Annotated in this window: 13 protein-coding genes; 6 read left to right on the top strand and 7 right to left on the bottom strand. The window is 55.8% G+C overall.

Translation table 11 applies throughout. The features are described 5' to 3' along the window. The first annotated feature begins 94 nt into the window (after positions 1-94). A complete protein-coding gene (locus SV7mr_RS04865; protein ID WP_145269740.1) occupies positions 95-2,608 on the top strand; it encodes a YbcC family protein in 2,514 nt (837 codons plus the stop codon). A gap of 106 nt (positions 2,609-2,714) precedes the next feature. Here SV7mr_RS04865 and alaS read toward each other — a convergent pair whose 3' ends face one another. Further along, positions 2,715-5,546 carry an alanine--tRNA ligase gene (gene alaS, locus SV7mr_RS04860; RefSeq protein WP_145269737.1) on the bottom strand — a complete coding sequence of 944 codons (2,832 nt, stop codon included), beginning with the start codon at positions 5,544-5,546 and terminating at the stop codon, positions 2,715-2,717. Positions 5,547-6,170: 624 nt separating this feature from the next. Between alaS and SV7mr_RS04855 the strand changes: the two genes are divergently transcribed. The 5 genes from SV7mr_RS04855 to SV7mr_RS04835 all read left to right on the top strand — a co-directional run bounded on the left by SV7mr_RS04855 (position 6,171) and on the right by SV7mr_RS04835 (position 20,626). Then, complete coding sequence (locus SV7mr_RS04855) at positions 6,171-8,978, top strand: hypothetical protein (RefSeq protein WP_419188106.1); 2,808 nt, start codon at positions 6,171-6,173, stop codon at positions 8,976-8,978. Between the two features lie 242 nt (positions 8,979-9,220). Beyond that, positions 9,221-11,779 (top strand): DUF1549 domain-containing protein, encoded by a 2,559-nt coding sequence (locus tag SV7mr_RS04850; RefSeq protein ID WP_419188105.1) that lies wholly within the window; start codon positions 9,221-9,223, stop codon positions 11,777-11,779. Between the two features lie 52 nt (positions 11,780-11,831). Beyond that, positions 11,832-14,864, top strand: coding sequence for a pre-peptidase C-terminal domain-containing protein (locus SV7mr_RS04845; RefSeq protein WP_145269733.1), 3,033 nt, complete (start codon positions 11,832-11,834; stop codon positions 14,862-14,864). Between the two features lie 73 nt (positions 14,865-14,937). After that, positions 14,938-18,918: a c-type cytochrome domain-containing protein gene (locus tag SV7mr_RS04840; RefSeq protein WP_145269731.1), complete on the top strand. Its 3,981-nt coding sequence runs from the start codon at positions 14,938-14,940 to the stop codon at positions 18,916-18,918. Between the two features lie 403 nt (positions 18,919-19,321). Beyond that, positions 19,322-20,626: a DUF1501 domain-containing protein gene (locus SV7mr_RS04835; RefSeq protein WP_145269729.1), complete on the top strand. Its 1,305-nt coding sequence runs from the start codon at positions 19,322-19,324 to the stop codon at positions 20,624-20,626. Here SV7mr_RS04835 and SV7mr_RS04830 read toward each other — a convergent pair. The 6 genes from SV7mr_RS04830 to SV7mr_RS04805 form a co-directional block, all read right to left on the bottom strand. Continuing rightward, positions 20,623-21,513: a hypothetical protein gene (locus tag SV7mr_RS04830; RefSeq protein ID WP_145269727.1), complete on the bottom strand. Its 891-nt coding sequence runs from the start codon at positions 21,511-21,513 to the stop codon at positions 20,623-20,625. The genes SV7mr_RS04835 and SV7mr_RS04830 overlap by 4 nt on opposite strands. Before the next feature lie 222 nt (positions 21,514-21,735). Then, positions 21,736-22,809, bottom strand: a complete 1,074-nt coding sequence (locus SV7mr_RS04825) for an aldo/keto reductase (protein ID WP_419188104.1) — start codon at positions 22,807-22,809, stop codon at positions 21,736-21,738. 75 nt (positions 22,810-22,884) lie between these two features. After that, the gene (locus SV7mr_RS04820) at positions 22,885-23,988 is read right to left on the bottom strand and encodes a sugar kinase (protein ID WP_145269723.1); all 1,104 of its coding nucleotides are present in this window, start codon (positions 23,986-23,988) and stop codon (positions 22,885-22,887) included. A 43-nt stretch (positions 23,989-24,031) separates the two neighbouring features. Further along, positions 24,032-24,652 carry a bifunctional 4-hydroxy-2-oxoglutarate aldolase/2-dehydro-3-deoxy-phosphogluconate aldolase gene (locus SV7mr_RS04815; RefSeq protein ID WP_145269721.1) on the bottom strand — a complete coding sequence of 207 codons (621 nt, stop codon included), beginning with the start codon at positions 24,650-24,652 and terminating at the stop codon, positions 24,032-24,034. 284 nt (positions 24,653-24,936) lie between these two features. Next, positions 24,937-25,632 carry a hypothetical protein gene (locus SV7mr_RS04810; protein WP_145269719.1) on the bottom strand — a complete coding sequence of 232 codons (696 nt, stop codon included), beginning with the start codon at positions 25,630-25,632 and terminating at the stop codon, positions 24,937-24,939. Between the two features lie 175 nt (positions 25,633-25,807). Then, positions 25,808-26,104, bottom strand: coding sequence for a hypothetical protein (locus SV7mr_RS04805; protein WP_145269717.1), 297 nt, complete (start codon positions 26,102-26,104; stop codon positions 25,808-25,810). Positions 26,105-26,289: the final 185 nt, after the last annotated feature.

Here is a 26,289-nt window from a genome sequence, read left to right as displayed (position 1 = left end):
GATGGTGATCAAACCAACTTCCAGTCAAGCCAAACGCACACCGCAGCACACCGCAGCACACCCCCAAGCCACACTTCACACGCATTAAAAACACATGAATCCATCATTGAATCACGAATCGTCTGCCAGCACTGACCTGGCTTCCGGACAAGCGGACCACACCGGAATCTACTCGGTGATCGACAGCGTATGGCAACGCATCATGCCGGTCTTTCCACTTCAGGACTTTGTTGCCGTCAATCCGTACAGCGGCTATTCCGAGCAAACGTTCCTGCAGGCCACCGGCTTGCTGGGCACGATCAGTAATCACCAAACATTGCTACCAGTGGATCACTTTGCGGCTCAACTGCAAGACGGCAGTCTGCAAAAGCAGCATCTCAACACAGCCATCGACGAGATGGTGGCCGATGGCGTGGAGGGCGCTGAAAGCGTCGACGTCAATCAGATTCTGGCTTGGCTCAACCACCCAGAGCAACCGGCTGATCCTCACCCGGCTGCCGCTTCGCCTGCTCAACATCGAATCCTGTTCATGACCAGCGAATCGATTGATCGCAACACGGGCAGCGACTGGGCGGCAACGATCGTGAACGAAATCACCAAGCACTGTTCAGCGCATTACGATCAAGGCCAAGCCGCATGGGCCAGCCCCTATCAAGACTTGCCGCTCTACCAAGCATGGAAGTCCGCTGCCAGCCTTGATCGCAGCATCGAAATCATCGGCTTGTCAAACTTCCGTCGCCTGGTCAAACAACTGCCCGCAACTCCCGAAGCAGCCATCGAAGCCTTGCTCGATGAACTTGGCGTGCCAGATCAACTGTGGGACGACTACCTGCTGTGCGTTGCGTTGACGATCCCCGGGTGGGCCAGCTGGACAAAGTACCGTCATCGACAGGACACCCACCAAGGGCTGGAAAACAACGACTTTGCGGCGCTGCTGGCGATGCGATTGGCCTATGAAACCGTCTTGAGCAAGAAGCTGAAATGGCAGACACACTGGCCTTCGCTGGCCAACCGACTTGCAGAAGCCAAGGCAGCCTCCCCCAGCAATCTGCAAAACTTGATCTGCCTGACGCTGCAACGCGCGGCCGAAATCGCGTACCGAAGTCAATTGTTACAGTCGATGGACAGGCAACCCAATGACAACCAGAGCACGCGAAAGCTCGCTCAGATGGTGTTCTGCATCGACACTCGAAGCGAACGCTACCGAAGACATCTAGAAAGCTGCAGCAATGAAATGGCTACCTACGGATTCGCAGGTTTCTTTGGTGTCCCCATGGAATACGAAAGGCTGGCAACAGAGCAGGGCAGTGTGAATGTTCCAGCCCTGATACAGCCCAGCTTTACAGTCAAGGAAGGCAGTGACGAAGCGTCTGTAGAACAAACGGTCACCCAGCGACGATTGAATTGGCAAAGCCTTTGCCAGGCCTGGAAAAACTTTCAGTGCAGCGCCGTTGGAATGTTTGGCTACGTCGAATCACTGGGCTTGCTGTACGCGCCAAAACTGGCCAAGAAAACCCTGGCTCGCTTTAGCAAAGATGCTTATTCAGCCACCGATCGACTGGGGCCAACCTTTCGGGGACTGGGTCCACAAGGCATCAACAAGAGCGACCAAATCAACCTCGCCGAATCCATCCTTCGTGGGATCGGCATTGTGGACTCCTTTGCTCGACTCGTCGTGCTCTGCGGCCATGGTTGCCAAACGGACAACAACCCACTGCAAGCAGGCTTGCAGTGCGGTGCCTGCGGTGGTCACGCTGGTGACGCCAACGCTCGCTTTGCTGCCAAACTGCTGAACCAGCCGATGATTCGAGAAGCACTTGCCAAACGCGGCATCGAGATTCCATTGGACACGGTGTTCGTCGGGGCACTCCACAATACGACCACGGACCAAGTGCAACTGTTTGAGACGGACCAAGTGCCTGACAGCCATCAAGTCGACATCGATGACCTGCAAGAACTGATGGCCCCTGCGTCCGCGAAAACCAGACGCGAACGAATGGCAGACCTGCCAGGCAACCAGGCTCAGGATCTCTTCCGACGAAGCGCTGACTGGTCCGAAGTGCGACCAGAGTGGGGCCTCGCTGGCAACGCTGCCTTCGTGGTCGGATCGCGAGACCTAACCAAACGAGCCAACTTGTCGGGACGAACCTTCTTGCATAGCTATGATCAAACCAAGGACCCTCAATCAGCGGTCTTGGAACAGATCATGACGGCACCCTTGATCGTCGCTCACTGGATCAATTTGCAATACTACGCCTCGGTGGTGAACCCGGTGTACAACAGCAGCGGATCGAAGACCGTGCACAACGTCGTCGGACGCTTTGGGATCCTGTCGGGCAACGGCGGTGACCTGCAAACCGGATTGCCGTTCCAATCAGTGCACGATGGCAATCAACTGCAACACCAACCGCTGCGACTGCTGGGCGTGATCGATGCGGCCCCAGAAGCGGTGTTGAGCATCATCAAGCAACACGAATCGCTGCAAGACTTGGTGCAAAATGGCTGGTTGAACTTGGTCGTCTTACACGATGAAACCTTCCATCGTTTAACGGGCAAGTTGCAATGGGAGACCTTGGAACCGATCGTGCAAGAAACCAGCCTGGCTTAGGGTAAACAAGTGGTTCAAGCAGGGTGGGTTCGAGGTGATTGGTGCGTGCAAGCACGGCGGCCTACGGCATTGGTGCGTGCAAGCACGGCGGCCTACGAAGGTGCGACTAGCGTGCCAATTGCTCCGCCATGGATTGCTTGGCGGTGGCCAAGGCATCGGTCAACTTCGCGGGATCCTTGCCGCCGGCCTGTGCCATGTCTGGCCGTCCGCCGCCGCCGCCGCCAACGAGCTTGGCGGTATCGCCAACCCACTGTCCCGCTTTCAAGCCGCTGTCCACCAAGCCATGGCTTAGACCACCGACCAGCATGACTTTGTCGCCCGAAACGGTCCCCAGCAACACGGCGGTTTCGCCGTCGGCCTTTTTACGAATCTGGTCAATCCAATTGCGCATCACATTGGGGTTCGCACCAGGAACTTCGGCGACCACCAGCAGATGATCGCCGACTTTTTCACCTTGCCCGATCAAGTCATCGGCACTGACTTTCCCGCCGGCAGTGGCTTGTTTGAGCTGCTGAATCAGAGCGGCCCGTTCCGCGAGCAGAGCATCGACTCGCTGCAGCACGTCATCCTGGGCGACGTTCAGTTTCCGAGCCATGTCACGGACCACGGCACGCATGCCACTGTACTGAGACACATCAACGGCGGCACAGTCACCGGCAACAGCAAACGTTTCAGAATGGTCGCCCGGTTTACCGCTATTGAGTTCTTTCTTTAATTGACGCACATCGCCAGCCAATTGCTCAAGAGCCCCGGCAGCCTTGTCACCGCTGGTGCCCAAGCGCTGGGCGATCTGCTCCAACAAGGCCTCGGTGATTTGACGTTGCTGCTGAGCACGCGATCCGGTCAACGCAATGATCCGGCGAGTGCCCGCGCTGACGCTTTCTTCAGCCAACAATTCAAAGGCATCGATGTCTTTGGTGTTATCAACGTGGGTTCCAGCGCACAGTTCTTTGCTGTAGCCACCGATGGAAACCATTCGGACGGGGTCGGGATACTTTTCGCCGAACAACATCATCGCCCCTTGCTGGCGTGCCTCAGTCAGCGGCAATGTTTCCCAGCCCACGGCGTCACCGGCACCGATGAACTGCACCACGTCGGCTTCGATCTTCTGCAAGACCGAATCATCGATTGGCTTTTGGTTGGTAAAGTCAAATCGCAATCGATCTTCTTCGACCTTACTGCCTTGTTGCTGAGCGTGATCGCCAACGTGGGTGTGCAATGCATGATGCAGAATATGGGTCGCGCTGTGAGCACGCGCCAAGGACTGCCGCCGCGTCGCATCCACCACAGCGTGGCACTGGCCGCCTTCGGTGACTTTTCCGCTGATCAGTTTGCCAAGGTGAACAATCAATCCGCCGTGCTTCTGAGTGTCGATCACTTCAAATTCGAATCCATCGCCGACGATCTTCCCAGTGTCACCAATTTGCCCACCAGATTCACCGTAGAACGGAGACTGGGCCAGAACCAATCGGTTTAATCCATCGCCCGCCCGCTCCAGCTTGCTAAGCAACTGGCCTTCATCGTCCTTTTGGTGCCCATCTCCGGTGATGATGCCTTTGACGGTGGTGTTGGCTTCGATGGAGTCATAACCAACGAATGGCGTCTCACGAAGCGCTTCTTTCAACGTTTCCAGAGGACCGGTTTGGAACAATTCCACCTGTCCAGCACCGCTGGCGATGGCGTGCTGGTGCATCGCATCACGATACCCAGGCCAATCAAAGGTAAAGTTCTTTTCGGCGGCCAAGGTTTGCAGCAATTCAGGCGGCACACCATAAGTTGTGTTCAGTTCCGCGGCATCGGATCCGGGAACCATCACGGCGGATCCATCTTGCATTTGCTCGAACAATTGCCCGATCCGTTTCATGCCGCCATCGATGGTTCCGAAGAAAGCTTTTTCCTCTGATTCAATGACTTCAGCGACCCGCTGCATGGTTTCGCCAAGCTCTGGATAAGCAGCCTGACTTTGTTCGGCCACAGCGCCGACCAGCTGATACAGAAACGGATCGCGCAGATTCATCTGATAGCCATCGAGTACCGCTCGGCGAATCAAACGGCGCACAACGTACTTGGCTTTGTCACGACCGGGATAGACGTTTTCGTGAATCGCAAAGGTGCAGGCTCGCGCGTGATCGGTGATGCGACGCAGTCGTCGACCGTTATCGGTATCGGGCTGGTAGTGCACTCCGACCACTTCGGCGGCAGCATCAACTATGGGACGCAGCGTGTCGATGTGGTAATTGGTCGTCACGCCCTGCAACACGCTGGCGATTCGTTCCAAGCCCATGCCCGTGTCGATGTTTTGGCTGGGCAAGGGTTTCAAGTTATCCGGTGGATCACCGAGACGATTGTACTGAGTGAAGACCAGATTCCAGATCTCGACATCACTGCCGTCTTCAAGGTGATAATAGATTTCGCTACAGGGGCCACAGACACCATCGGGACCTTCGCTGGGTGCCGAGGCTGGCCAGAAGTTTTCATCTTCGTCCATACGAACAATTCGGGCATCGGGAAGCCCAATCATGTCGCGCCAGAAGTTGTAAGCTTCGTCATCGTCTTTGTAGACCGTGACCGAAAGACGCTCACCGGGAATTCCCAGCCACTTCTTTTCCGTCAAAAACTCCCAGGCCCAAGCGATCGCATCTTTCTTGAAGTAGTCACCAAAAGAGAAATTGCCCAGCATTTCAAAGAACGTGTGGTGGAACGCCGTGCGCCCCACATTGTCAATGTCACCGGTACGCAAACACTTCTGGCACGTCGTCGCGCGGGTGAAGTCCAGCTTCACTTTGCCCAAGAAGTGGTCCTTGAACTGGTTCATTCCAGCAGGGGTGAACAAGACCGAGGGATCCCAAGTCGGCACCAACACGTCGCTGGCTATCTGCGTGCAGCCCTTGCTGACAAAGAATTCCAAATACTTTTCGCGTAGTTCGTCGGTTTTCATAGGTTCAAGGCACAAAAATTGGTGCGTAAGTAGATCGACTGCGGATCATATCCAATCGGTCCACTCTCGCCAATGATCACCCCTCTGCATTCCAAGATAGTGGGGCGTCTAACCACCCTTAAATAGGAAAACCGAGGCGTAGGAAAATGTTTTCCAGCCTCGAATTCCGATTGGCGACCATTTTTTTGAGCCCAATTCGGTGTACGAAGCGTTCCTCACGCAGGTGGTTTTCCGCAAGAAACCAACCAGGGGATCCCGATTCGGTTAGAATCCACTCCACTCACTCGGCAGCACACTCGCTGCTGACCCACCTAAAGATGCCACCGCATCGACATGCTTTCCTGGCGTTCGAGCTTGCTTGAACCCGGCAAAGCCCCACCTATTCCAACGTCCAGGCCTCCGGCACCAGCGACTCCTCAGTTGCCGCGACCTTGACCTTTGCCAAAACGAAATCCATCCGGCTAAACCCACGCAACTGATCGGGCCATCAGCTCATCGCTGCAACGCTTTAGCTGACCGATCGGCGAGCCGATGCATTTGACTGCACATTCTTTCGTTAGGGACTTCTGTCGGGACAACTTCCCAACAGCGCTTCGTCGCGTTGTCCTGGGATTTTTTCTATTCTTGCCAATCCTGCTGTGGCAACCTGCCAGCGATGCGCAAACACCGGTCGCCAATCAAGCGGGAACCATCCAGCAGCCACTGACTTTGCAAGGTCACTATTCGTCGGTGACCATGGGAGCTCTGTCCCCCAAAGGCGACCAAGCGATCACAACCAGCACGGACCAAACCGCTCGACTGTGGGACTTGGCCACTGGCAGGCAATTGCGTCAATACGACGGGCACACCGGACCGATTTTCTGCTTGGCGCTGAGCAAGAATGGCCGGTTGCTGGCGACCGGAGCGCAAGACAACACCATTCGCTTGTGGGATGTCCCTCAGTCCAGCCCGATCATCAAGATCCCCGCCCACACATCAGCTGCCCTGGCGCTGTCCATTAGCAGCGACAATCGGAACCTGATCTCAGCGGATGCCGATGGCAATGTACGATTGATCGAGATCAGCCAAATCGCCTCGGCCGATCCAGCCACGCTGGCCACCTTGAAGAATCCGACCGAGCCCACCACACGTCGCGGCCACGCGGGATCCGTCACGCACACTGCCTGGCGAAACGATGGTGTTCTGTTTGCCACAGCCGACTCCACCGGCCAGATCATGCTTTGGAGTCCGTTTTTGACCTCACGCCAAGGGAGCCTGGGTCAACATGTTGGCGGAGTCACTGGAATCAGTTTTTCGCCCAACAATCAGCAGTTAATCTCCACCGGCAAGGATGGCAGCATTCGCACCTGGCAGTTGCCTGTTACCGAAACACAAAACTTGCCGAGCACAAAATCACCGATCGCCCAAATCTGCGTCCCTGTGAATCAGAACATCGGTTTGGTTGCCAGTGCCGATGGCTGGCTTCGCCAGTTTGATCTAGTCAGCGGCACGGTCACCAAGGAGTTTCCCAAACTTCCAGCCGGCATCACCGCCGCCGCTCTGCAGCCAAGTCGCGGAATGTTCGCCGTTGGCAACCACTCAGGGACAGTGGACTTGATCGACTTTGGCGATGGAAAGAAGATCGCAAGTTTTTCGATTGGCAAAGGCCCCGTCGTTGACTTGGTGTTTCATCCCGACAACCAACGCATCGCCTGCGTCGGTTCTGACGCAACGGTGACGCAGTGGTTACTTAGCTCCATTGTTTCGCCCAACGAAAACGCGACACCCGAACCGGAACAGACTTGGCCACAAGCGGGCAGCAAAGCGGTCACGCTGTGCTATTCAAACGACGGCAGCCAACTATTTGCTGGCACCAGCGATGGCAACATCCTGCAGTGGAAAACCAGTGATCGCTCACTGGTCAACACCTTCAAGGGACATAGCGATGCGGTCGCTGAACTGGCCGTGACTGCGAACAACCAACTGCTGGCCAGTGTAGGCGCAGACGGCGTGCTGAATCTCTGGCAGATCGCTGACGGTCACCGACTGCATTCCATAGAGCATCCTGGGGCGATCAACAGCGTGTCGATTCGCAGTGACGGACAGCGTGCGGCCACTGCATCGAGCGATGGCGTGGTCAGAGTCTGGGAACTGGCGACCGGCGCTTTGCTGCAAACCTTCGGCACTGCAGACACCGCCGCGGTTCAAACACGCTGGCTGAGCGACGGCAAACGCTTGATCACGGGCACCAACGACGGCAGACTGTCCATTGACAAAGCTGCGATCATTCGCAGCATCCAAGTGAGCGACACAGCGATCGATGGCATGACGACACTCAACAGTGGCGCTCAAGTGGCCACCTTCGGCAGTGATCGCGGCGTCACCATCACGGACATCAACACTGGCAAAGCGATCCGTCAGCTCGATCCCTTGCCAGCCCAAACCACCGGCATTGCCGCCAGGCATGACAACCAACGTTTGGCCATTGGCACCGTGAATGGATCAGTCGCGATCTACAACCCCGGCAGTGGGCAGTTGATGCAAACGATACCCGGCGTCCCCGATTCACAGTCTCCAATCACCTGCCTAGCTTATTCGCCGGATCACAAGCTCTTGGCCGTCGTCGATCAACAACATCGACTTCGTTTTTATGGCCCCGCCGCGCCCGGACAGTCGGTCGAACCGGGACAGGAACTTTTCCTGCATCAACAAACACAGTCCTCCGCGCCCATCACTTCGCTGAAATTCACAGCCGACAGCCGCGGTGTTTGGGCGGCACAAGCCGATGGACAACTCGCGCTGTGGGCCTATGCTTCGCCCATCCAGCTACGCCAGCTCAATCATAGCGGCTCGGTTTATTCGTTAGCCTTCACTCAGGATGGCAACACGCTGGTCTCTAGCAGCGCAGATCAGTCGATTCGCATCTGGGACCCACAGACCGGGCAGCAGCGTTTTCAACTGCGCGGTCACACTGGCGGAGTGTTGGCGTTAGCTCTAAGCCCTGATGACTCGCTGCTGGTTTCCTCGGGCGAAGACAAAACATTGCGTTTATGGGATGTCACCGGAGGACGCCAACTGAAACAACTGGCCTCATTGAACGAAGCGATGTACAGCGTTGCAGTGCACCCCAACGGACAGTCCTTAGCTGCAGCGGGCGCTGACCGAGCCATCCACCGCTATGACTTATTGACCGGAAGCCCAGCAGAAAAGCTAACCGGCCACAGCGACTACATTCACAGTCTGACCTTTGACGCCACAGGCAACAGACTGTTGTCTTACGGCTATGCCGGCCAGCTAAAACTCTGGAAGACCAGCGACGGATCTCTGATCTTAGAACAACAAGTTGGCAAAATCGGCAATGACGCCAAATTTTCCCAAGACGGATCTGCTGTCCTGCTGTCAAACGGTGACGCGACCGCTCGCTGGTTCAAACTTCCTGAACAGGCAAAGTAATCCGCGTTCAAATCCTGTGACACGCCCGAATCTGAACACTCAGGCAACCTAGGCAATTCACGACAATGTGACTGACCGAAACAGCGCGCAGAACAAGACCTCAGAGAACCAGCCAGGACAGCGCCACCAAAACAGTGCATCACGATTTTCGCCAACATCGTGATGTCGCACTCACCTACAATGGCGAGATGACGCAGAAGCCAACGGGCTTCTGATGATGACAAATCCAAATCATGGGGATCATGATGAATCGGGGCACTCAACAACGCCTGCCAGAAACACAGTCGCCGATGCTGCAAAAGCTGACTGCGGTTCGAGCGCGTTTCACCGTTTTGGTATGCATCACTGCCTTCCTGTCGAGCTGTTGCTGGCACACCGCGTCCCCTGCTGCGGACTTTCCGGGCCTGGGCCCCGCCGGTGACTTGCAAGGCTTGTCGTTTCAATCCACCGGACCCACTGTCATTCGTGGACGAAACGCGCGCAAGCAGTTAATTGTCACTGGCTCCTATCGCAGTGGCCAGCAACACGATGCCACGCATGATGTGACCTACAGCATGAGCGATCCCAAGATTGCCAAGGTCGATGCAGACGGCCTTGTCACTCCACTAAGTGATGGGAACGTCAGCATCACTGCCAAGAGCAACAATGGCAAGACGGCAACGATTGAACTGACAATCGCGCAATGCCAACAGGAACTGCCCGTCAACTTCGTCGACGAGGTCGTGCCGATCTTCACCCGACTGGGCTGCAATGCTGGCGGCTGTCACGGCAAGTCGGATGGCCAAAATGGCTTCAAGCTTTCCTTGTTGGGTTTTTACCCCGAAGACGATTACGAGTACTTAGTACACGAACAACAGGGACGGCGAATTTTCCCAGCAGATCCCGAGTTCAGTTTGCTGCTACAGAAACCGGCCAACCAGGTTCCCCATGGCGGCGGCAAATTGATGGAGCCCGGTTCTTACGAGTGGGAACTGATTTCCAACTGGATTGCGCAGGGATCCCCCAACAGCTCCGAAGAGGACCCCACGATCCAACGCATTGAAGTTGTGCCGCCGGTTCGAGAAATGAACACCGGTGGGCAACAGCAACTGTCTGTTGTGGCTCACTATAGCGATGGATCTTTGCGGGACGTGACGCGACTGGCTGCCTACGAAGCGAATCAACCCGACATGGCACACCCGGACCCCAGTGGCCGCGTCACCATTTCGGACACGCCCGGTGAAACCGCCGTCATGGTTCGTTTCCAAGGTCAAGTGGCGGTCTTCCGCGCAATCATTCCGCAAGGCTTGCCTGTCGAAACCCTGCCACCGGAACAAACGTTCATCGATGGCATGGTGTTCGCGCGGCTTAAGCAACTGGGCATTCCAGCCTCCGGTCTTTGCGACGACGCCACCTTCATCCGCCGAGCAACGATCGACATCACCGGTCGGCTGCCAACGGCTGACCAGGCTCGCCAGTTCATCGACGATCCGAGTGCCGATAAACGCGATCGCTTGATTGACCGCCTGGTCGACAGCCCTGGCTATGCGGACTACTTTGCCAACAAGTGGGCTTCGGTTTTGCGCAACAAGCGACGCAACACCAACGACATTCGCTACACCTATCGATTCCATGATTGGATTCGCAACCAACTGGACAAGAACACTCCTTACGACGAATTCGTCCGCTCGATTCTGACCGCCAGTGGGACCGCCGAAACTCATCCACCGGTTGCCTGGTATCGAGAGCTGCGAACCTCGTCGGTGCAAATGGAAGACACCGCGCAGCTGTTTTTGGGAATGCGTTTGGGATGCGCCAAGTGCCACCACCATCCCTTTGAACGCTGGAGCCAACAAGACTACTACGGCTTTGAAGCCTTCTTCACCCAAGTCTCGATGAAGGTCAGCAACTACAACCCGGAGACCAATCGTCCGGACTCGGTGTCTCTCAATGGCAAGTTGGCCCAAGCCAGAAACCCACGCACCAAGTTGACTGTCAAACCGACTGGTTTGGGCGGTCAGCCGCTCGACATTGCAGAATGGGATGATGCCCGACATCACTTGGTCGACTGGATGGCCGCCCCCGAGAATCCGTTCTTTAGCCGAGCGCTGGTGAACCGTTACTGGAAACACTTCTTTGGCCGCGGCATCGTGGACCCTGAAGATGACTTGCGGGTCACCAATCCGCCCAGCAATCCAGAATTGATCGCAGCACTGGAGAAGCACTTCATCGACAAGGGCTTCGACATGAAGGACTTGGTTCGCACGATCTGTAAATCAAGCGTTTACCAGTTGAGCAGTGAACCGACCGAATCAAACAAAGCCGACGCGCAGAACTTTTCGCGATTCTATCCTCGTCGACTGCCAGCTGAAGTGCTGTATGACAGCATCAATCATGTCGCCGATGTCCCAGCCAGTTTTAACGGTGTGCCACGGGGGACACTGGCGATCCAATTGCCAGACAATGGCTTTGACAACTACTTTCTGCAAGTCTTTGGCAAGCCTGAAGCGGAGAGTGCTTGTGAATGTGAACGCAGCCCGGAGGCCAACTTGGCTCAGTCGCTGCACTTGCTCAATTCCAGTGACGTGCAGAACCGTCTACAAAGCGGCACCGGTCGTGCAGCGAATTTTGCCAAGGATAGCGACACCGAAAATCAAGCCAAAATCACCGAGCTTTACCTGTGGGCATTTTCACGCAAGCCGACGGTCTCCGAACGTGAGTTTGTGCTGTCCCATGTCAGCGATGCCAAGGACTCCAAGCAAGCCTGGGAAGATGTGATCTGGGCGATGCTCAACGCGAAGGAGTTCCAATTCATTCGCTGACCGTTGCTTCCGTCCTTTTCTGCTCCCTCATCCAGTGCCCGTATCAAGTGTCATGATCAAGCGTTCCCCCTTCGCGTTGGCTGTCCTGCATGTCATCATTGCTGTGTCAGTCGCCACTGCACAGCTTCCTGAGACGCACTTGGGTTCCATCTATCCTGCTGGGGCTCAAGCAGGCCAGAGCCTGACGCTGGAAATCTCCGGTGTTGACCTTGATGCAGTCAATCAGCTGGAGTTTTCGCACCCTGGCATCTCCGCGACTCAGAAACTGGCCGAAGCGGGGCCGTTTGAGGACCAACCCCAGCCCGTTGAAAATCAATTCGAAGTCAAAGTGCACGGCGATGTTCCCTCCGGTCAATACGAGGTCCGTTGCCGTGGCAAGTATGGACTGTCTAACCCACGTGCATTTCAGGTTGATTCACTGACAGAGTATCAAGAAAGCGAACCCAACCAAGATCCCGATACCGCGACCGAAGTGAGTTTCCCGGGGATCATCAATGGGCAACTCAAAACCACGTCCGACCACGACCTGTTTCAATTCGAAGGCAAGCAAGGTCAGCAACTGACGATCGATGCTTTGGCCAGACGGATCGATTCTAAATCAGAACTGATGGTCACCCTGCAAGCGCCCGATGGACGCACCTTGCAGCAGAGCCAAAACCAAGTGCAGGGAGATCCGCTGATCAACCTCACGCTGCCTCAAAACGGCAACTATCTGATCAAGGTTCGTGACTCCCTGCATCGCGGCGGTGCTGAATATGTGTACCGACTCGTGCTGTCAACGAGGCCACAAATCGACTTTGTCTTTCCGCCTGCTGGGCTGCTTGGCTCGAATGACAAATACACGGTCTACGGTCGCAATCTGCCCGGTGGAAAAGCCAGTCGCTTCACAATCGATGGAACGCCATTGCAACAGTTTGAAACCAACATTCCGATCCCCAAGCAAGTCGCTGATCAACTTGATTTCGACGCTCGCTTGGACCCGCATCAAGCGGGTTTGGATGGGTTTACATTCCGCATTGATTCTCCCGCTGGAAAATCAAACGCCTTTCTGATGACCGTCGCCGGTGCCAAACGCGTCCTGGAACAGGCTGAAAACGATTCCCCCCAACAAGCACAATCCATTGACTTTCCGTGCGAAATCCATGGCCAGTTTTATCCCAAACGAGACATAGACTGGTTCACTTTTGAAGCCACCGCGGGACAAAAACTAGCCATTGATTTATTGTCGCATCGGTTGGGCCAGCCGACCGATCCTTCGCTACTGATCCAACGCGTCACCCTCACCGACGAGGGCGAAGAGAAGCTGCAACAGATCGTTTGGCATGACGAGCTAACCACCCGCATTCGAGACAAGGGTTTTGACCATCGGCACAACGATCCAACGTATTTGTTTACAGCCCCCACAGACGGAACGTATCGATTGATGGTGCGTGACTCGTACAGCAGCGTGCAGAGCGATCCCCGCTTGGTCTACCGTCTTTGCATTCGCCAGCCACAGCCTGACTTTCGTCTTGCGGCATCACCGATCGATCATCCTGGTTCGATTCTGATCCGCAAAGGCGGCCGGACGGCGCTGCGAATCACAGCCTATCGTCGGGATGGTTTTGACGGTGAAATCACCGTCACAGCCAGCGGCTTACCAGCTGGAGTCACAACCGACCCGATCATCATCGGCCCGGGCAATGATTATGGCGTGTTGGTGCTGACTGCTGCGGCGGATGCTCCCGGGGCAACGTCCACACTTGCTGTCCAAGGCACCTCCACCGTCAACGGGCAAAGCCTCAAACGACTGGCACGTTATGGACGCGTGCTGGAAACCTACCGCTTTCAACAACCCAATGCCAACGTCTCTAGCATTCCGGCGCGTCTCACTCCAGCGCTGATGCTGACCGTTTCCAATAGCGAACAGTCGCTGGTGTCCTGCACCACCGGTGATGGCAAGACGATCGAAACCGCTCGCGGTGGCGTGATCAAGATCCCCTATCAGGTCAAACGTGCCGAAGGTGTTGGCGGCAACCTGACTGGCTATCCGCTGGGTCTGCCACCGAATGTCAATTTGAACCAAGTGGCGATGGCGGCCAACGAAAAGGGCGAGTTTGAACTCAAACTGCAAGCCACCACGGTCCCCGGGACCTACACGTTTTACTTAGCGTGCTCTGCTCAAGGTTTCCAATACAGCCGCAACCCCGAAGCAACCGAGGCAGCAGTCGCAAGGCAAGAGCGGTTCGCCACGATCCTTGCTGACGCCAAAAAGAAAACTCTGGAAACGCAAAAATCTGCTCAAGACGCAGCACGCAAGCTAACACAAACCGGGACAGACCTGAAAACTGCCCAAACCGCAGAGACGAATGCTGGCAATGCCGTCACAGCAGCTCAAAAGGAATTGCAAGACGCAACCAAGCGGCAGCAAGACGCGACCAAACAACTGGCCGCCAAGCCAGATGACGCCGCGATGAACCAAGCCGTTGCCGAGGCAGCCAAGGCGGTCACTGCGGCAACGGAAAAGGTCAACAACAGTCAAACGACCATGAAGACGGCGACGGATAAAGCGACTGCGATCAGCGCCCAGCAGAAATCCGAACAGGAAGCCAAGACCAACGCGGACAAGGCCTACGCAGACGCCCAGCAGACCGAACGCTTGGCACAACAAGAGAAACAGCGTGCCGATCAGGCCGCTCAGCAGGCCAAGCAACGGTCCAACAAACGCAGCACGAACTTCTCCACGGCCTCAACACCGATCACAATCAAAGTGGCGTCTTACCCCATCGAGCCAACGCTGCCCAATGCGTTGACGGTCAAACAGGGCGAGAACGCTGAAGTCACATTCGCCATCGAGCGGTTGTATGGATTCGACAGTAACGTCAGCATTCAACCACGGCTGCCTGGCGGCGTGGGCGGCCTGTCCATTCCAACGGTCAACTTGGACAAAGCGAAGAAAGCCGCCGTCGTAAACGTCACCGCCAACGCAACGGCGACGCCGGGTGAGCATGAGATGACGTTTCGATTGCAAATGAACTTCAATGGTCAAAACTTGACTTTGGAACACCCCTTCAAACTGACGGTTATCGAAGTCGAAAAGAAATAATCAATGGAACACCGTGGCATGAGGCGACGGTGTGTTCGACAAGTGATTCGCTTGTCACTTCCACTTGCAAAGGATGCTAACCCTTCCACTTGCTTACGGTTCAGCCTTGAAACGGTCACTGCTCATTCTGTCCTGCTTGATCGCCTGGATCACCAACATCACCGCCGAAATTCCGGTGGCGAGTGTCCAGCGTGATCAACCAGTGATGTTCGAAAAAGACATTTTGCCGATCATGCAAAAGAATTGTTTGGCCTGTCATAGCTTGACAGAAAAGCAGGGCGACCTCGTGCTGGAATCAGCGGCGGGCATCCTAAAGGGCGGTGACTCTGGACCGGCAGCCATTGCCGGAAAAGGGTCAGAGAGCTTGCTGCTGAAGGTTTGCTCGCATCAATCGGATCCCATCATGCCGCCAGAAGACAATGATGTCGCGGCCAGCAACTTGACCTCACAGGAACTTGGCCTGCTAAAACTTTGGATCGATCAGGGAGCCCGTGGGTCCGGTGGCATCGCCAGCTTATCCCCCAAGCAATGGCGTCCGCTGGCGAAATCAATTGGCCCCGTCAATGCGGTGACTCTCTCACCAGACGGCCAATACGTGATCTGTGGCCGAGCCAATCAACTGTACCTGTACCATGTCCCCACCGGCCAGCTGGTCACTCAATTGTCTGACCCTGCGTTGTCCAGCGACACCATGGGCAATGTCGCGCACCGAGACTTGGTGCAATCACTGGCGATCAGTTCCGCGGGCGATCTGCTGGCATCGGGCAGTTTCAGAGAAGTCAAACTCTGGCGTCGTCCACGCGATGTTGTGCGACAGCAGATCAACACCGCTGCTGACGTCCAGGCGATGACCGTTGACCAAACCAATCACCGCATTGCGACCAGTGGCAAAGATCATACGATTGTTGTTTGGGATAGCCAAACCGGCCAGCCACTGCAAACGCTTAGCGGGCATACCGCTCCAGTCAGCTCACTGCGTTTTTCAGCCGGCGGCAAACAACTGATCTCTGGGTCGCTTGATCAAACCATCCGCATCTGGAATCCAGACGATGGTTCGCTCAGCGGTCTCATTGAAACCCCTGCTGCGGTCAACGCAGTCGAATGGGTCAATGCCAACAATGATCCCAATCGTGATGAAAGACTCTTGGTTTCCGGTGGCAGTGACAAACTGATTCGCACCTGGCAGTTCCCCGCGTTTGCTCCAGAGATCCACCCGCTTGTCAGTCCTGCATTGCAACAAGCGATCTTTCGCGCCAATGGACAGCTGATTGTCTTGCTGGGCGAGAACCAAAAAGCGACGACGATTTCCGTTGACCCCAAAGGCGTCGTCAAACAGTGGTCGCCAGATCAAGCCTCCATCACTGCCATCGCGGCCGCCGGCGCAACAACGCTTGCCACAGCGTCCAGCGACAATTTTTTGACTCTGTGGAGTGTTGGCGAACAAAAGCAGATCGATCAATGGTTGATCCAAGCCGATGAAAGCGAGCTGCCAGCGATCACGCGGTTAGCCATCACGGCCGACGGCAAACGACTGGCCAGCGGTCACAGTGACGGACAACTCATTTTTTGGAACCTGCAATCGGATCCACAGCCCACACAAGAAGGCGATCCCAAACCCAAGCACTTCCAGCAAAGTGTTGCCGGAAACAAGCAAGCAGTCACCTCGCTGCGTTTCTCCCCCGACGGAACCACCTTGCTGGCGGGCTACGCAGACGGTGTTTTTCGAGGATTCAATCCCGACAATGCTCAACAGCGATTCGCAACCAGCCATGGTGCGAGGATCAACGACATTGCCATTTCAAACGATGGCAAAGTCATCGCCACCGCTGGCCAGAACAACAGCGTGCGACTGTGGCAAAGCAACGGCAGTGGATTCGGAATCAGCCAAGTCAACCAACTGCGGGGACCAGCCACCAGCGTCACACTTTCACCCGATGGCAGCCAAGTGATCGTTGCGGTGCAGGCCGAATCGCCGATCTGCCTGATCCATGAGACCGCTCAAGGCAAACTGCTCCAGCAATACACCCAACACAAAAACAGCATTGCCGCATTGATGACCGACCAGCAGGGGCGCATTGGATCACTGGACGCCACCTCGATCCAGCTTTGGTCGACCAACGGACTGAAAGTGATCACTGGACACAACGATCAGATCACCTCCTTGGCCGCGATTCCGAATGCCCCCCTACAAGTGATTTCAGGCAGTCGTGATTCAACGGCCAAACGCTGGGATTTAAACAGCGCACGGCAGGTCACCCAGTTCAGCCACGGTGGCCCGGTGACGGCCGTTGCCGCTAGTCCCGACGGCTCAAGAGTTGCAACCGCAGGCGAGAACAACCTGGCAAGACTGTGGAACATCAATGGCCAACGAATCGCCGACCTGAAGGGCGATCTGCGTTTGCAGTTATCAGCATCGCGCGCCGTGCAGCAAGAGAAAACCGCACAAGCCCGAGTCACTTCAGCCAAGAAGCAACTTGAAGACGCGGAAAAGCAACTTCCGACTCGAGTTGAAGCCGCCAAGAAAGCTGACGAGGAACTCGCCACTGCGGACAAAGATTTGCAGGAGAAAACCGCTGCACTGGACAAAGCGACCACTGAGAAAGTTGCGGCGGAAAAGCTTGCGATCGAGGCCTCCAAACAGGCAAGGGCAGCGTTGCTAGAAAAACTGCGTGCCGAAGCGGACGCTCAATCGGCTGCCGATGCTCTGAAAACAGCCCAAGCACGCTCCACTCAATTAGTCGCTGCCGCCAACGCAACCCCTGGAAATGACGCGTTGAAACAGGCGTCACAAAACAGTCTGGCCGCCGTCAAAACGGCCCAAACTGAATCCAGCCGCCTGCAACAAGAAATGAAGGCACCGATTCAAATGGCTCAGGCAGCGATCCAAAAAGCAAACGAAATGACCCAGAAGGTGTCTGTCACCCAAAAGCCATACACCGATGCATTGACCGCCAAACAGAGTGCGGAGACCGCTCGCAATTTGGCCGCTCAAAAGCAAGCCATCGCTGCCCGCGATAAACGCGAAGCCGAAGCCAAGGTGCCTGTGGCAAAAACCGCAGTACAGGAAATGGAAACAGCGTTGGTCGCCGCCAAAGAACAAGTCACGCAGGCCAATCAAGCAGCGAAGGATTCCGAGCAACCCCTGAACGCGGTGGCGTTTTCCGACGATGGTTCACTGCTGGCCACCGGCGGCCAGTTTAGTAACGTGCACACCTGGGATGGAACAACCGGGACAGCAGTCGCGGCGTTTGCGGGACATCAAGGACCGAATCGCTGCGTCACGTTTCTTGATGCGAATACTCTAGCTTCGACTGGGGCTGATCAGTCGCTTCGACTCTGGGATCTCAATCCAGGCTGGAAACTTCAACAAACGATTGGCGCTGCCGATCAACCTGAATTGATTTCACATCGCGTGACTTCGCTGGACTTTGATGCCACCGCACAGCACTTGCTGGTCGCCGGGGGGACGCCATCACGATCGGGGGAACTGTTGGTCTTTCATCTAGACGATGGACAGCGAACACTGTTTCTACCGCAAGCCCACGACGATGTGATTTACGCGGCAAAATTCTCACCCGATGGCAAACGCATTGCCTCCGCATCGGCGGACAAATACATCCGCACCTTCGATGTGATCAGCAGCCAACCACTGCGACGATTGGAAGGACACACCAACTATGTCCTGGACCTGGCATGGAAAAATGACGGCAGCCTGCTGGCATCGGCGTCAGCGGACAACACGATCAAGGTCTGGAACCCCGACACAGGTGATCAGTCGAGGACGATTCAGAACTTTGAAAAACAAGTCACCGCAATTCGCTTTGTCGGCGAGGGCAGCGACGTCGTGTCCAGCTGTGGCGATCGTCGAGTTCGAATGCAGCGCACGTCCAACGGCGGAAACATTCGCAACTTTAGTGGCACCACGGCATGGCAGCACTGCGTGGACATCACGCCTGATGGCAAAACCATTGCGGCAGGCACAGCCGATGGCAAGGTTTATTTGTGGAACAGCACCAATGGACAACTTCTGAAGACACTGGAGGTCGGACAGTAACCCCACCCCGCCAGACTGTTTCGCTTGCCATTGGTTCCCGCACATAGCGATGAACCGCTGGACAGGTCACCGAGTGAAGAAACAGCCCCAACGTCAAACTCGCCGTACACCGCTTCACCAACACTCCGCCGCGAGGCTGCCTATGCAAACCCCTGAGCGACCTTAACGAACATTCATTCTGCGAGATTTCGGATTCCGACGGCGTTTGATTTCGTTGCAATTCCCGCATAAATCTCACAGCGGCAACGTCAACCATGATATGATTGGCGGCTTGCCGACCCGAGCGATTGGCATTGATTGCCGCCGCACTGATGCCCGACACATCATCCATTGGTGATGTGTTTGTTTGAAATCAGGACGCAAGGTTGCGTCATACTCGTCCATTCCAAACAGGTAGACACAGATGCTAAAAATTTCTAACACGCGCCGTCACGAAAAGTGTGACGGCAGCAGTCGTCGCGACTTTCTTCAGGTTGGCGCGCTAGGACTTGGCGGCTTGACTCTTAGTGACATGCTGCGGAATAAAACCGAAGCTGCCAATGCCGGGATTTCGACGACCGATAAATCAATCATCTGGCTTTGGCTTAGTGGTGGGCCGACGCATGTGGAAACCTTTGATCCCAAGATGACCGCTCCGGCGGAGTATCGCAGCGTGACCGGCGAAGTCAAAACAAATTTGCCGGGCGTGACTCTCGGTGGCAACTTCCAACGCATGGCACAGGTTGCTGACAAGATGGCATTTGTGCGTTCGTTTGCACACACGAATAGTGGACACTCCGGTGGCACACACTATGTCATGACTGGCTATGACAATCGCTTGGCGGACAACGGCGCGGTGTCATCTCGACCGGGTATCGGTTCCATCCTTTCTCGCGTTCGGGGAACCAATCATCCGGTCACGGGGATGCCAACGTATGTGCGTCTCAATGGGATCTATGCCGACGGCCCTGCTTTCCTGGGCACCGCGTACGGTCCATTTGATTCAGGCGGGGAAGCTCGTCGCAACATGGCTTTGAATGTAGCTCGTGAGCGTCTGGATTCGCGCCGTGAATTGCTAAAAGGCATCGACAACCTGCGTCGTGACATCGACAGCAGTGATGTGATGAACGGCCTGGATGCCTTTGATCAACAAGCCTTTGACATCATCCTCAGTCGATCGCAGCAAGCCTTCGATCTCAAGTACGAAGACCCGCGTGTTGTCAGTCGCTATGGCAAGGGACTTGGTGAAAAGCTCTTGCAAGCGCGTCGACTCTGTGAAGCTGGCTGTGGCTTTGTCACCGTCAACTTTGGTGGCTGGGACATGCACGGCAACATCAAGCAATCAATGGATCGCCTGGGTCCACAAGTTGACCAAGCGGTTGCCGCCTTGGTCGAAGACCTCTCGCTACGCGGCCAACTCGACAACACGCTGCTAGTTGTCAGTGGTGAATTTGGCCGCACGCCGAAGATCAATGGCGGTGGCGGTCGTGACCACTGGGCGCCGCTTAGCACGCTTGCTCTGGCCGGCGGTGGCTTGCAAATGGGACAGGTGATTGGCGAATCAGCCGAAAAGGTCGACGTCCCCAAGACGTCTCCGATTGGTCCACAAGACTTGTTGGCGACCATCTTCCATGTGATGGGCATCAACCAACGATTGCAGTTTGTCAATCAAGCGGGTCGTCCAACCTACATGGTTGAACAGGGCAAACCAATCGAAGCGCTGGTTTAGAGCTGATCAGAAGGCTTGGGAACATTGGCAAAACGCAGCAACATCACGGTCAGCTGATCTTGCTGCTGCACGCTCTTGCCCGAGAACATCTGCTTGCCAACCCCTTTTTGAGGCACGGTTCCACTGATCATGAACCAGTCTCCCTCAGCGCCAGCGATTTCAAACTCAAGCTCTGCCAAAGACCACGCATCACGTCTCATGTCGATGCGTGAACCGGCTTGACCACGAATCACGTCGGGCCGCATGCTTCCCAATTGAACTTCGGGACGGATCTTTAACCTGGCTTCACCCATTTCGTCGGAAGCCAGCGCGGTGATTGCCAAGATGAATTGTGGATCGAGGAGCGTTTTGCCGATCGGCTGCGGCTCTTGATAGACAATCACGGCATGCTCGCCAGCCAAGGGTTGCCGAATGGAGAATTCCATGCGGCGTCCTAAACTAAGCGGCACCAGCTTGGCGCCTTCGGCCTGTGGCCCAGACAAGGTCGCTGCAGCCAGAAACTCGTCCAGCACATTGCCTTGTGTTTCGTCTTTCATCGTCTGCAGACGCGACAGCAGCCGCTGCTCTTGAATCACCTTGCCGATTCTCAGGCCGTTGCGTTGCAAGTCTTTCCGCAAGGCGCTGGGCACCACGGTCTCATCGGTCCACTGCCAGAGCGACTGAATTTGATCGGCCTGATTGGGATCAAAATTGACCTGAACGTAGCGAGTGTCCAGCTCTAAACGACGTGACACTTTCCCCGGTGGCAGCTGGTCCTGCAGCGTTGGCTTGGACGCTCGCTTGATCACATTTTCAGTGCTATCCCAGGCGGCCCAGGAAGCGCATCCAGCAAGTGCCGCAGTGAGTCCCAAGCACAGCATGGCCACAGCGCATCGGCGAATGGCCACCACTGAGCAAAGCTGCGTTCTGGCTGCGAATCGATTCGGCATCATACGGAGGGATAGTCAGGCTCGCTGAGAACCAACACCCAGGCTGAGTTCAACGACGACGGGATGAGGGAATTTCCCTCCATCGATACAAAAGCGCTTCGCGCGGCGTCAATCCCGATTCGCTCACAGCGAAACCTGATTCATTGACATCAGCGCCACCCGCCAGAGGACTGGTTGTCTTTACTGGGAACCAGCAGAGGAGCTGCCCAGGTACGGATAGTCTGGCCGAATCAACTGCTGCTCTTTGAGTTCCCGCCAGAACGCCTGCGGTAGCTCCACCGTTGCCATGTGAGCATTGATGTCCACCCACTTCACGCGGCTATTGTTGAGCGCGACGGAGACCACACCAGGCGGAGACACACTGAAGGCGACAGCAGCTTCTGCGGGCGTCGTCTCAAACTGCTGGCACAGGGACCAAAAGCGATCGCGCCAATCGTACAGTTCGGCATCCCGCGTCTCATCGCGGTTCAGCTGGCGGTAGTTAAAGAAGTCGCCGCCAGTCAGAAAGCCGCCATGAAACACAGCAGAGTTAATCACCGCAACGTTTCGCCGTCGCAGCGACTCGATAAACTCGATCAACGCTTGGTCGTGATCATAAATGGTGAAGCAGCCAGCGATCATGACCCAGTCTAAGTCGCAAGTCTCAAGGATCTGCTGTGCGATTCGCCAATCTTTGACGCCGGTCCCGATCGCCGTCGCCTTGCCAGCCTCTCGCAGTTCGTTCAAGGCTCGATAGGCACCACGAATGTCATCCCAACGCTTTTCAAGATCCTGGTCGCTGTCGGCGGCAGCCAGGTATTCGTCAGGATCGTGAACCGACAATAGCTGAGCGTCATAGCCGGCCAGGAATTGATTGCCTTCTTCCCAACAGCGCAGGATGCCATCATAGCTGATGTCTTGGACGGCATCGTGCTTCAAATCCACCCAGACGCCAGGCTCAAAGGTTGGCTCATCACCCTGCAAGGGAATTCGCCGCCAGCCGAGTTTGTTGCTGATCAGGACTCGCTCTTGGGGAACATTGAAACGCTTGAGCGATTGTCCCAGATTTTCCAGCGCCAATCCGGCGCCGTACTTCCCAGCGGAATCAAAGGCAATGATTCCGGGACAGACGTCCAGAACGCGGCCAATGATTTGATCGCGCGTCTCCTCGGCCATCACTCGATAAATGTTCCCCAGACTACTGGTGCCAAAGACAATCTTAGGGATCGCAGAAGAGGACGAGACTTGCATGAGGATCACCTTTGGAAAGGACATGACAGTGCAGGGCAGAGGCTTTCCCGATGTGAATGCCAATCCATCACCACCGTTGCCCGTCAAAGCCTGGGAATCTTAGCGAACCACTCGAGCCCCGCCACCCCCGACCAGGCGTTGGACTTCCGCCTTGGAAGCCATTGACGTGTCACCGGCAGTGGTCATCGCCAGGGCTCCATGCGCGGCACCGTATTCCACGGCCAGCTGCGGGCCAAGATCATTTAGGAGGCCGTAGATCAAACCCGAGGCAAAGCTGTCACCGCCTCCAACGCGGTCGAGGATTTCCAGATCTTCCCGGTGAGTCGCTTCATAGAAGGCTCCATCGGCCCAGCAGATGGCTCCCCAGGAATTGATCGTCGCTGTCTTCACCGTCCGCAGCGTGGTGGCAACGACTTGAAAGTTCGGAAATTCCTGGACCACATTTCCAATCATCGCTTGAAAGGAGTCCACTGGAATGCTGGAGATTTTCTCATCAACGCCTTCCACTTCGAAACCTAAACATGCGGTGAAGTCTTCCTCGTTGCCAATCATCACGTCGACATCTTTTGCGATCTCTCGATTCACTTGGCGAGCCTTTTCCACGCCGCCGATGCTTTTCCAAAGCGACGGTCGATAATTCAGATCATACGAGACAAGGGTGCCATGTCGCTTGGCTGCTTGAACTGCCTCGATCGTCAGCTCGGCGGTGCTCTCCGACAAGGCGGCAAAGATGCCTCCGGTGTGAAGCCATCGTGAACCGCGCTGCCCAAAGACGACGTCCCAATCGACATCCCCTGGCTTTAGCTGGGATGCGGCGGTGTGGCCGCGATCGGATGTTCCCAATGCACCTCGAATTCCAAACCCTCGCTCGGTGAAGTTCAAGCCGTTGCGGACGCGACGTCCGATCCCATCATCGGGCCGCCACTGAATCATCGATGGATCCACGCCACCTTGCAGAATCAAGTTCTCCAGCAAGCGGCCAACTTCGTTGTCAGCGAATGCCGTCACGACACCGGTGCGCATTTCGAAACAACGACGCAATCCACGCGCGACGTTGTACTCGCCACCGCCTTCCCAAGCGTTGAATTGCCTGGCGGTGCGAACACGCCCCTCGCCGGGATCGAGTCGCAACATGATTTCGCCGAGAGACACCAGATCGAACTCGCAGGAATCTGCCGAGCGAATCGCCAAAGGATCAGTCATGATGGTTTCTTATTAAATGAGATCGGTTGATCGAAAGAATCGTTCAGATCAAGTTCATTGCGTCGCGCGTCAACTGAGTGATCTCATCAAAGCGCCCCGCGCTGATCAGATCAGACTTCACCATCCAGCTGCCGCCACACGCAATCACGAAGGGTAAGTTCAAGTAGTCCACGATGTTGGATGCAGAGATCCCGCCGGTGGGCATGAATCGAATGGTGTGATAGGGACCATGAAACGCTTGAAGCGTCTTGATGCCCCCCAGGGCCTCGGCGGGGAAGAATTTGACGACCTCCAAGCCAAACTCAAGGGCCATCTCCAAATCAGTTGGACTGGAAATGCCCGGAAAGATCGGCACTTCGTTTTCCACACACCACTGGACGGTCTTGGGATTGAAACCGGGCGAGACAATGAACTGAGCCCCCGAGTCCACGACTTGTTTCGCTTGGGTGACACTGTGCACCGTCCCAGCCCCCACTAAGAAACCATCGCGTTTGCGAAGTCTTTCGATGGACGCCAGGCCAGCCTCGGTACGCAGTGTGATCTCGGCACAGGGAAGGCCACCGCCGGTCAATGCGTCAGCAAGCCGATCGGCGTGACGGACATCTTCGATCGCGACCACCGGAACGATTTTGAGTGACTCTACGCTTGCAATGATTTCCTTCATCAATCCACCTCAGTGATGCCACGGCGAACTCGCCTCTTCGTACACAACCGTTCTCTCTCGCCATGTTATCCGACATGGCGCATCGCAACCTCAAAATGCGTCTCCATGACAAAGCGTGCCTGCAGAGCGTCGTCAAGGTCATGGCCGCCTTCAGGAGAAAGACTGTCAGAGACGATACGATACTCTTTGATCTGGATGTTGCGACAGTGGGCAACGTGAATTCGTCGCCGTGTCACCCAGGTTGACGCGGCGCAGGCGAACCGACCTCGCCTGCCACCAGAGCGTCAAGAAGGCGCACCATTGACTACCGATTCCAGCAAGCGAGATTGTGCATCCATGATGGCGGCGGCGGAAAGTTGAAAGCGTGGATTGGGCGAGCCCAGTTCATTCCAAGCAAAGCCACGCCACAGTGCCAGCACGGCCGGCCCGTTGACGATCCCCAATTCGCGTTCCATCAGATCCACGCCATAGGCAGCGAGGCTGGCATCAACGAACGTCGAACGCTGCTTGAGCAATCCTTCCAAGACTGAATCCGGAACGCTTCGATGGCGCTCAACGGCCAATCCAGCCATCACGTTCACACGCATGGTCTGCGCTCGGCGTTTGGCTCGGGAATCCACCTTTTTGGTTTTCAGATGCGGTGCCTCAACGAACCAGCTGCACATCGGACAGAAACAATGTGCCCCGGGCGAGTATCGCTGCTTTCCCGGTTTTGCAACCAGATCAAACGAGTTTGACAGGTAAGTCGAAAAAAAGTGACTGAATGCCTTTAAATCCTGCCTGTCAGGTCGAGCATTGACAGGCAAGTTGCTGTAATGCTCGACCATCCACGGCTCCGTTGCCTCGGGCAGCGTGGTGTATTGATGGGCAGTGTCAAAACGAATGAATTGACTTGTCACCGCCTGACTGACCCATTTGAGCAACCGATAGCTGCGGTGTTGCATGTCCACCAGTCGCTGCATGTTTGCTGCGTCTAACATGAATCAATTTCCTTGCATCGAGAATCCAACGTTGCTTTCTAGATCCTCTCTGGCGAAGTCAGGTTCGCCTGCCGCTGTCTCACCGGCTCGAAAGATCACCGGCTCGAAAGATCACCGGCTCGCTAGTCTCCTGATCAGCACGACCGCTGCGAGGAGCCGACTGCCCACCGGGCAACTACCTGGTCATAGCGATGGCAAACCCGGCAATGAACATGATCACCCCAGCGACCAAGTTGTAAATCAAGATCGGCACGAGGTTCGATTTACCGCTGCGCCCGTTGTACTTCGTCCCACACTGGTCGCACTTCACATGATGAAAGAGCTTGGGCCCGAGGGCCCCGCCCCACAACGTGAACTTGACCTTGGTCGCATAAACACTTTGACACCCGGGGCAATTCGCGTGGACTTCGCCGCTGGGCACCGGCTGACGATCATCGGTGGGTAACGGAGACTGATAGGGATTGTTGCTCATCGTTGACAAAGGCCTGAGGATTCAAAACGGGATCAGCTCAAGAGTCTTGGCAAGACAATTAGAATCGCCACGCCGAGCGATTGCCAGCGTTTGGCCAGCAGTTAAGCGGCGAATCGCCAATCGCAGTCAGGGAAGAAGCCTCTGGCGGTGCGGGTGAACTTGGGTAATGAGGCGTGATTGGGGCG

Source organism: Stieleria bergensis, from assembly GCA_007745635.1.
GTDB lineage: Bacteria > Planctomycetota > Planctomycetia > Pirellulales > Pirellulaceae > Stieleria > Stieleria bergensis.
The sequence above is the reverse complement of the archived record's forward strand: the minus strand, read 5'-3'. Positions and strand labels throughout refer to the sequence as shown.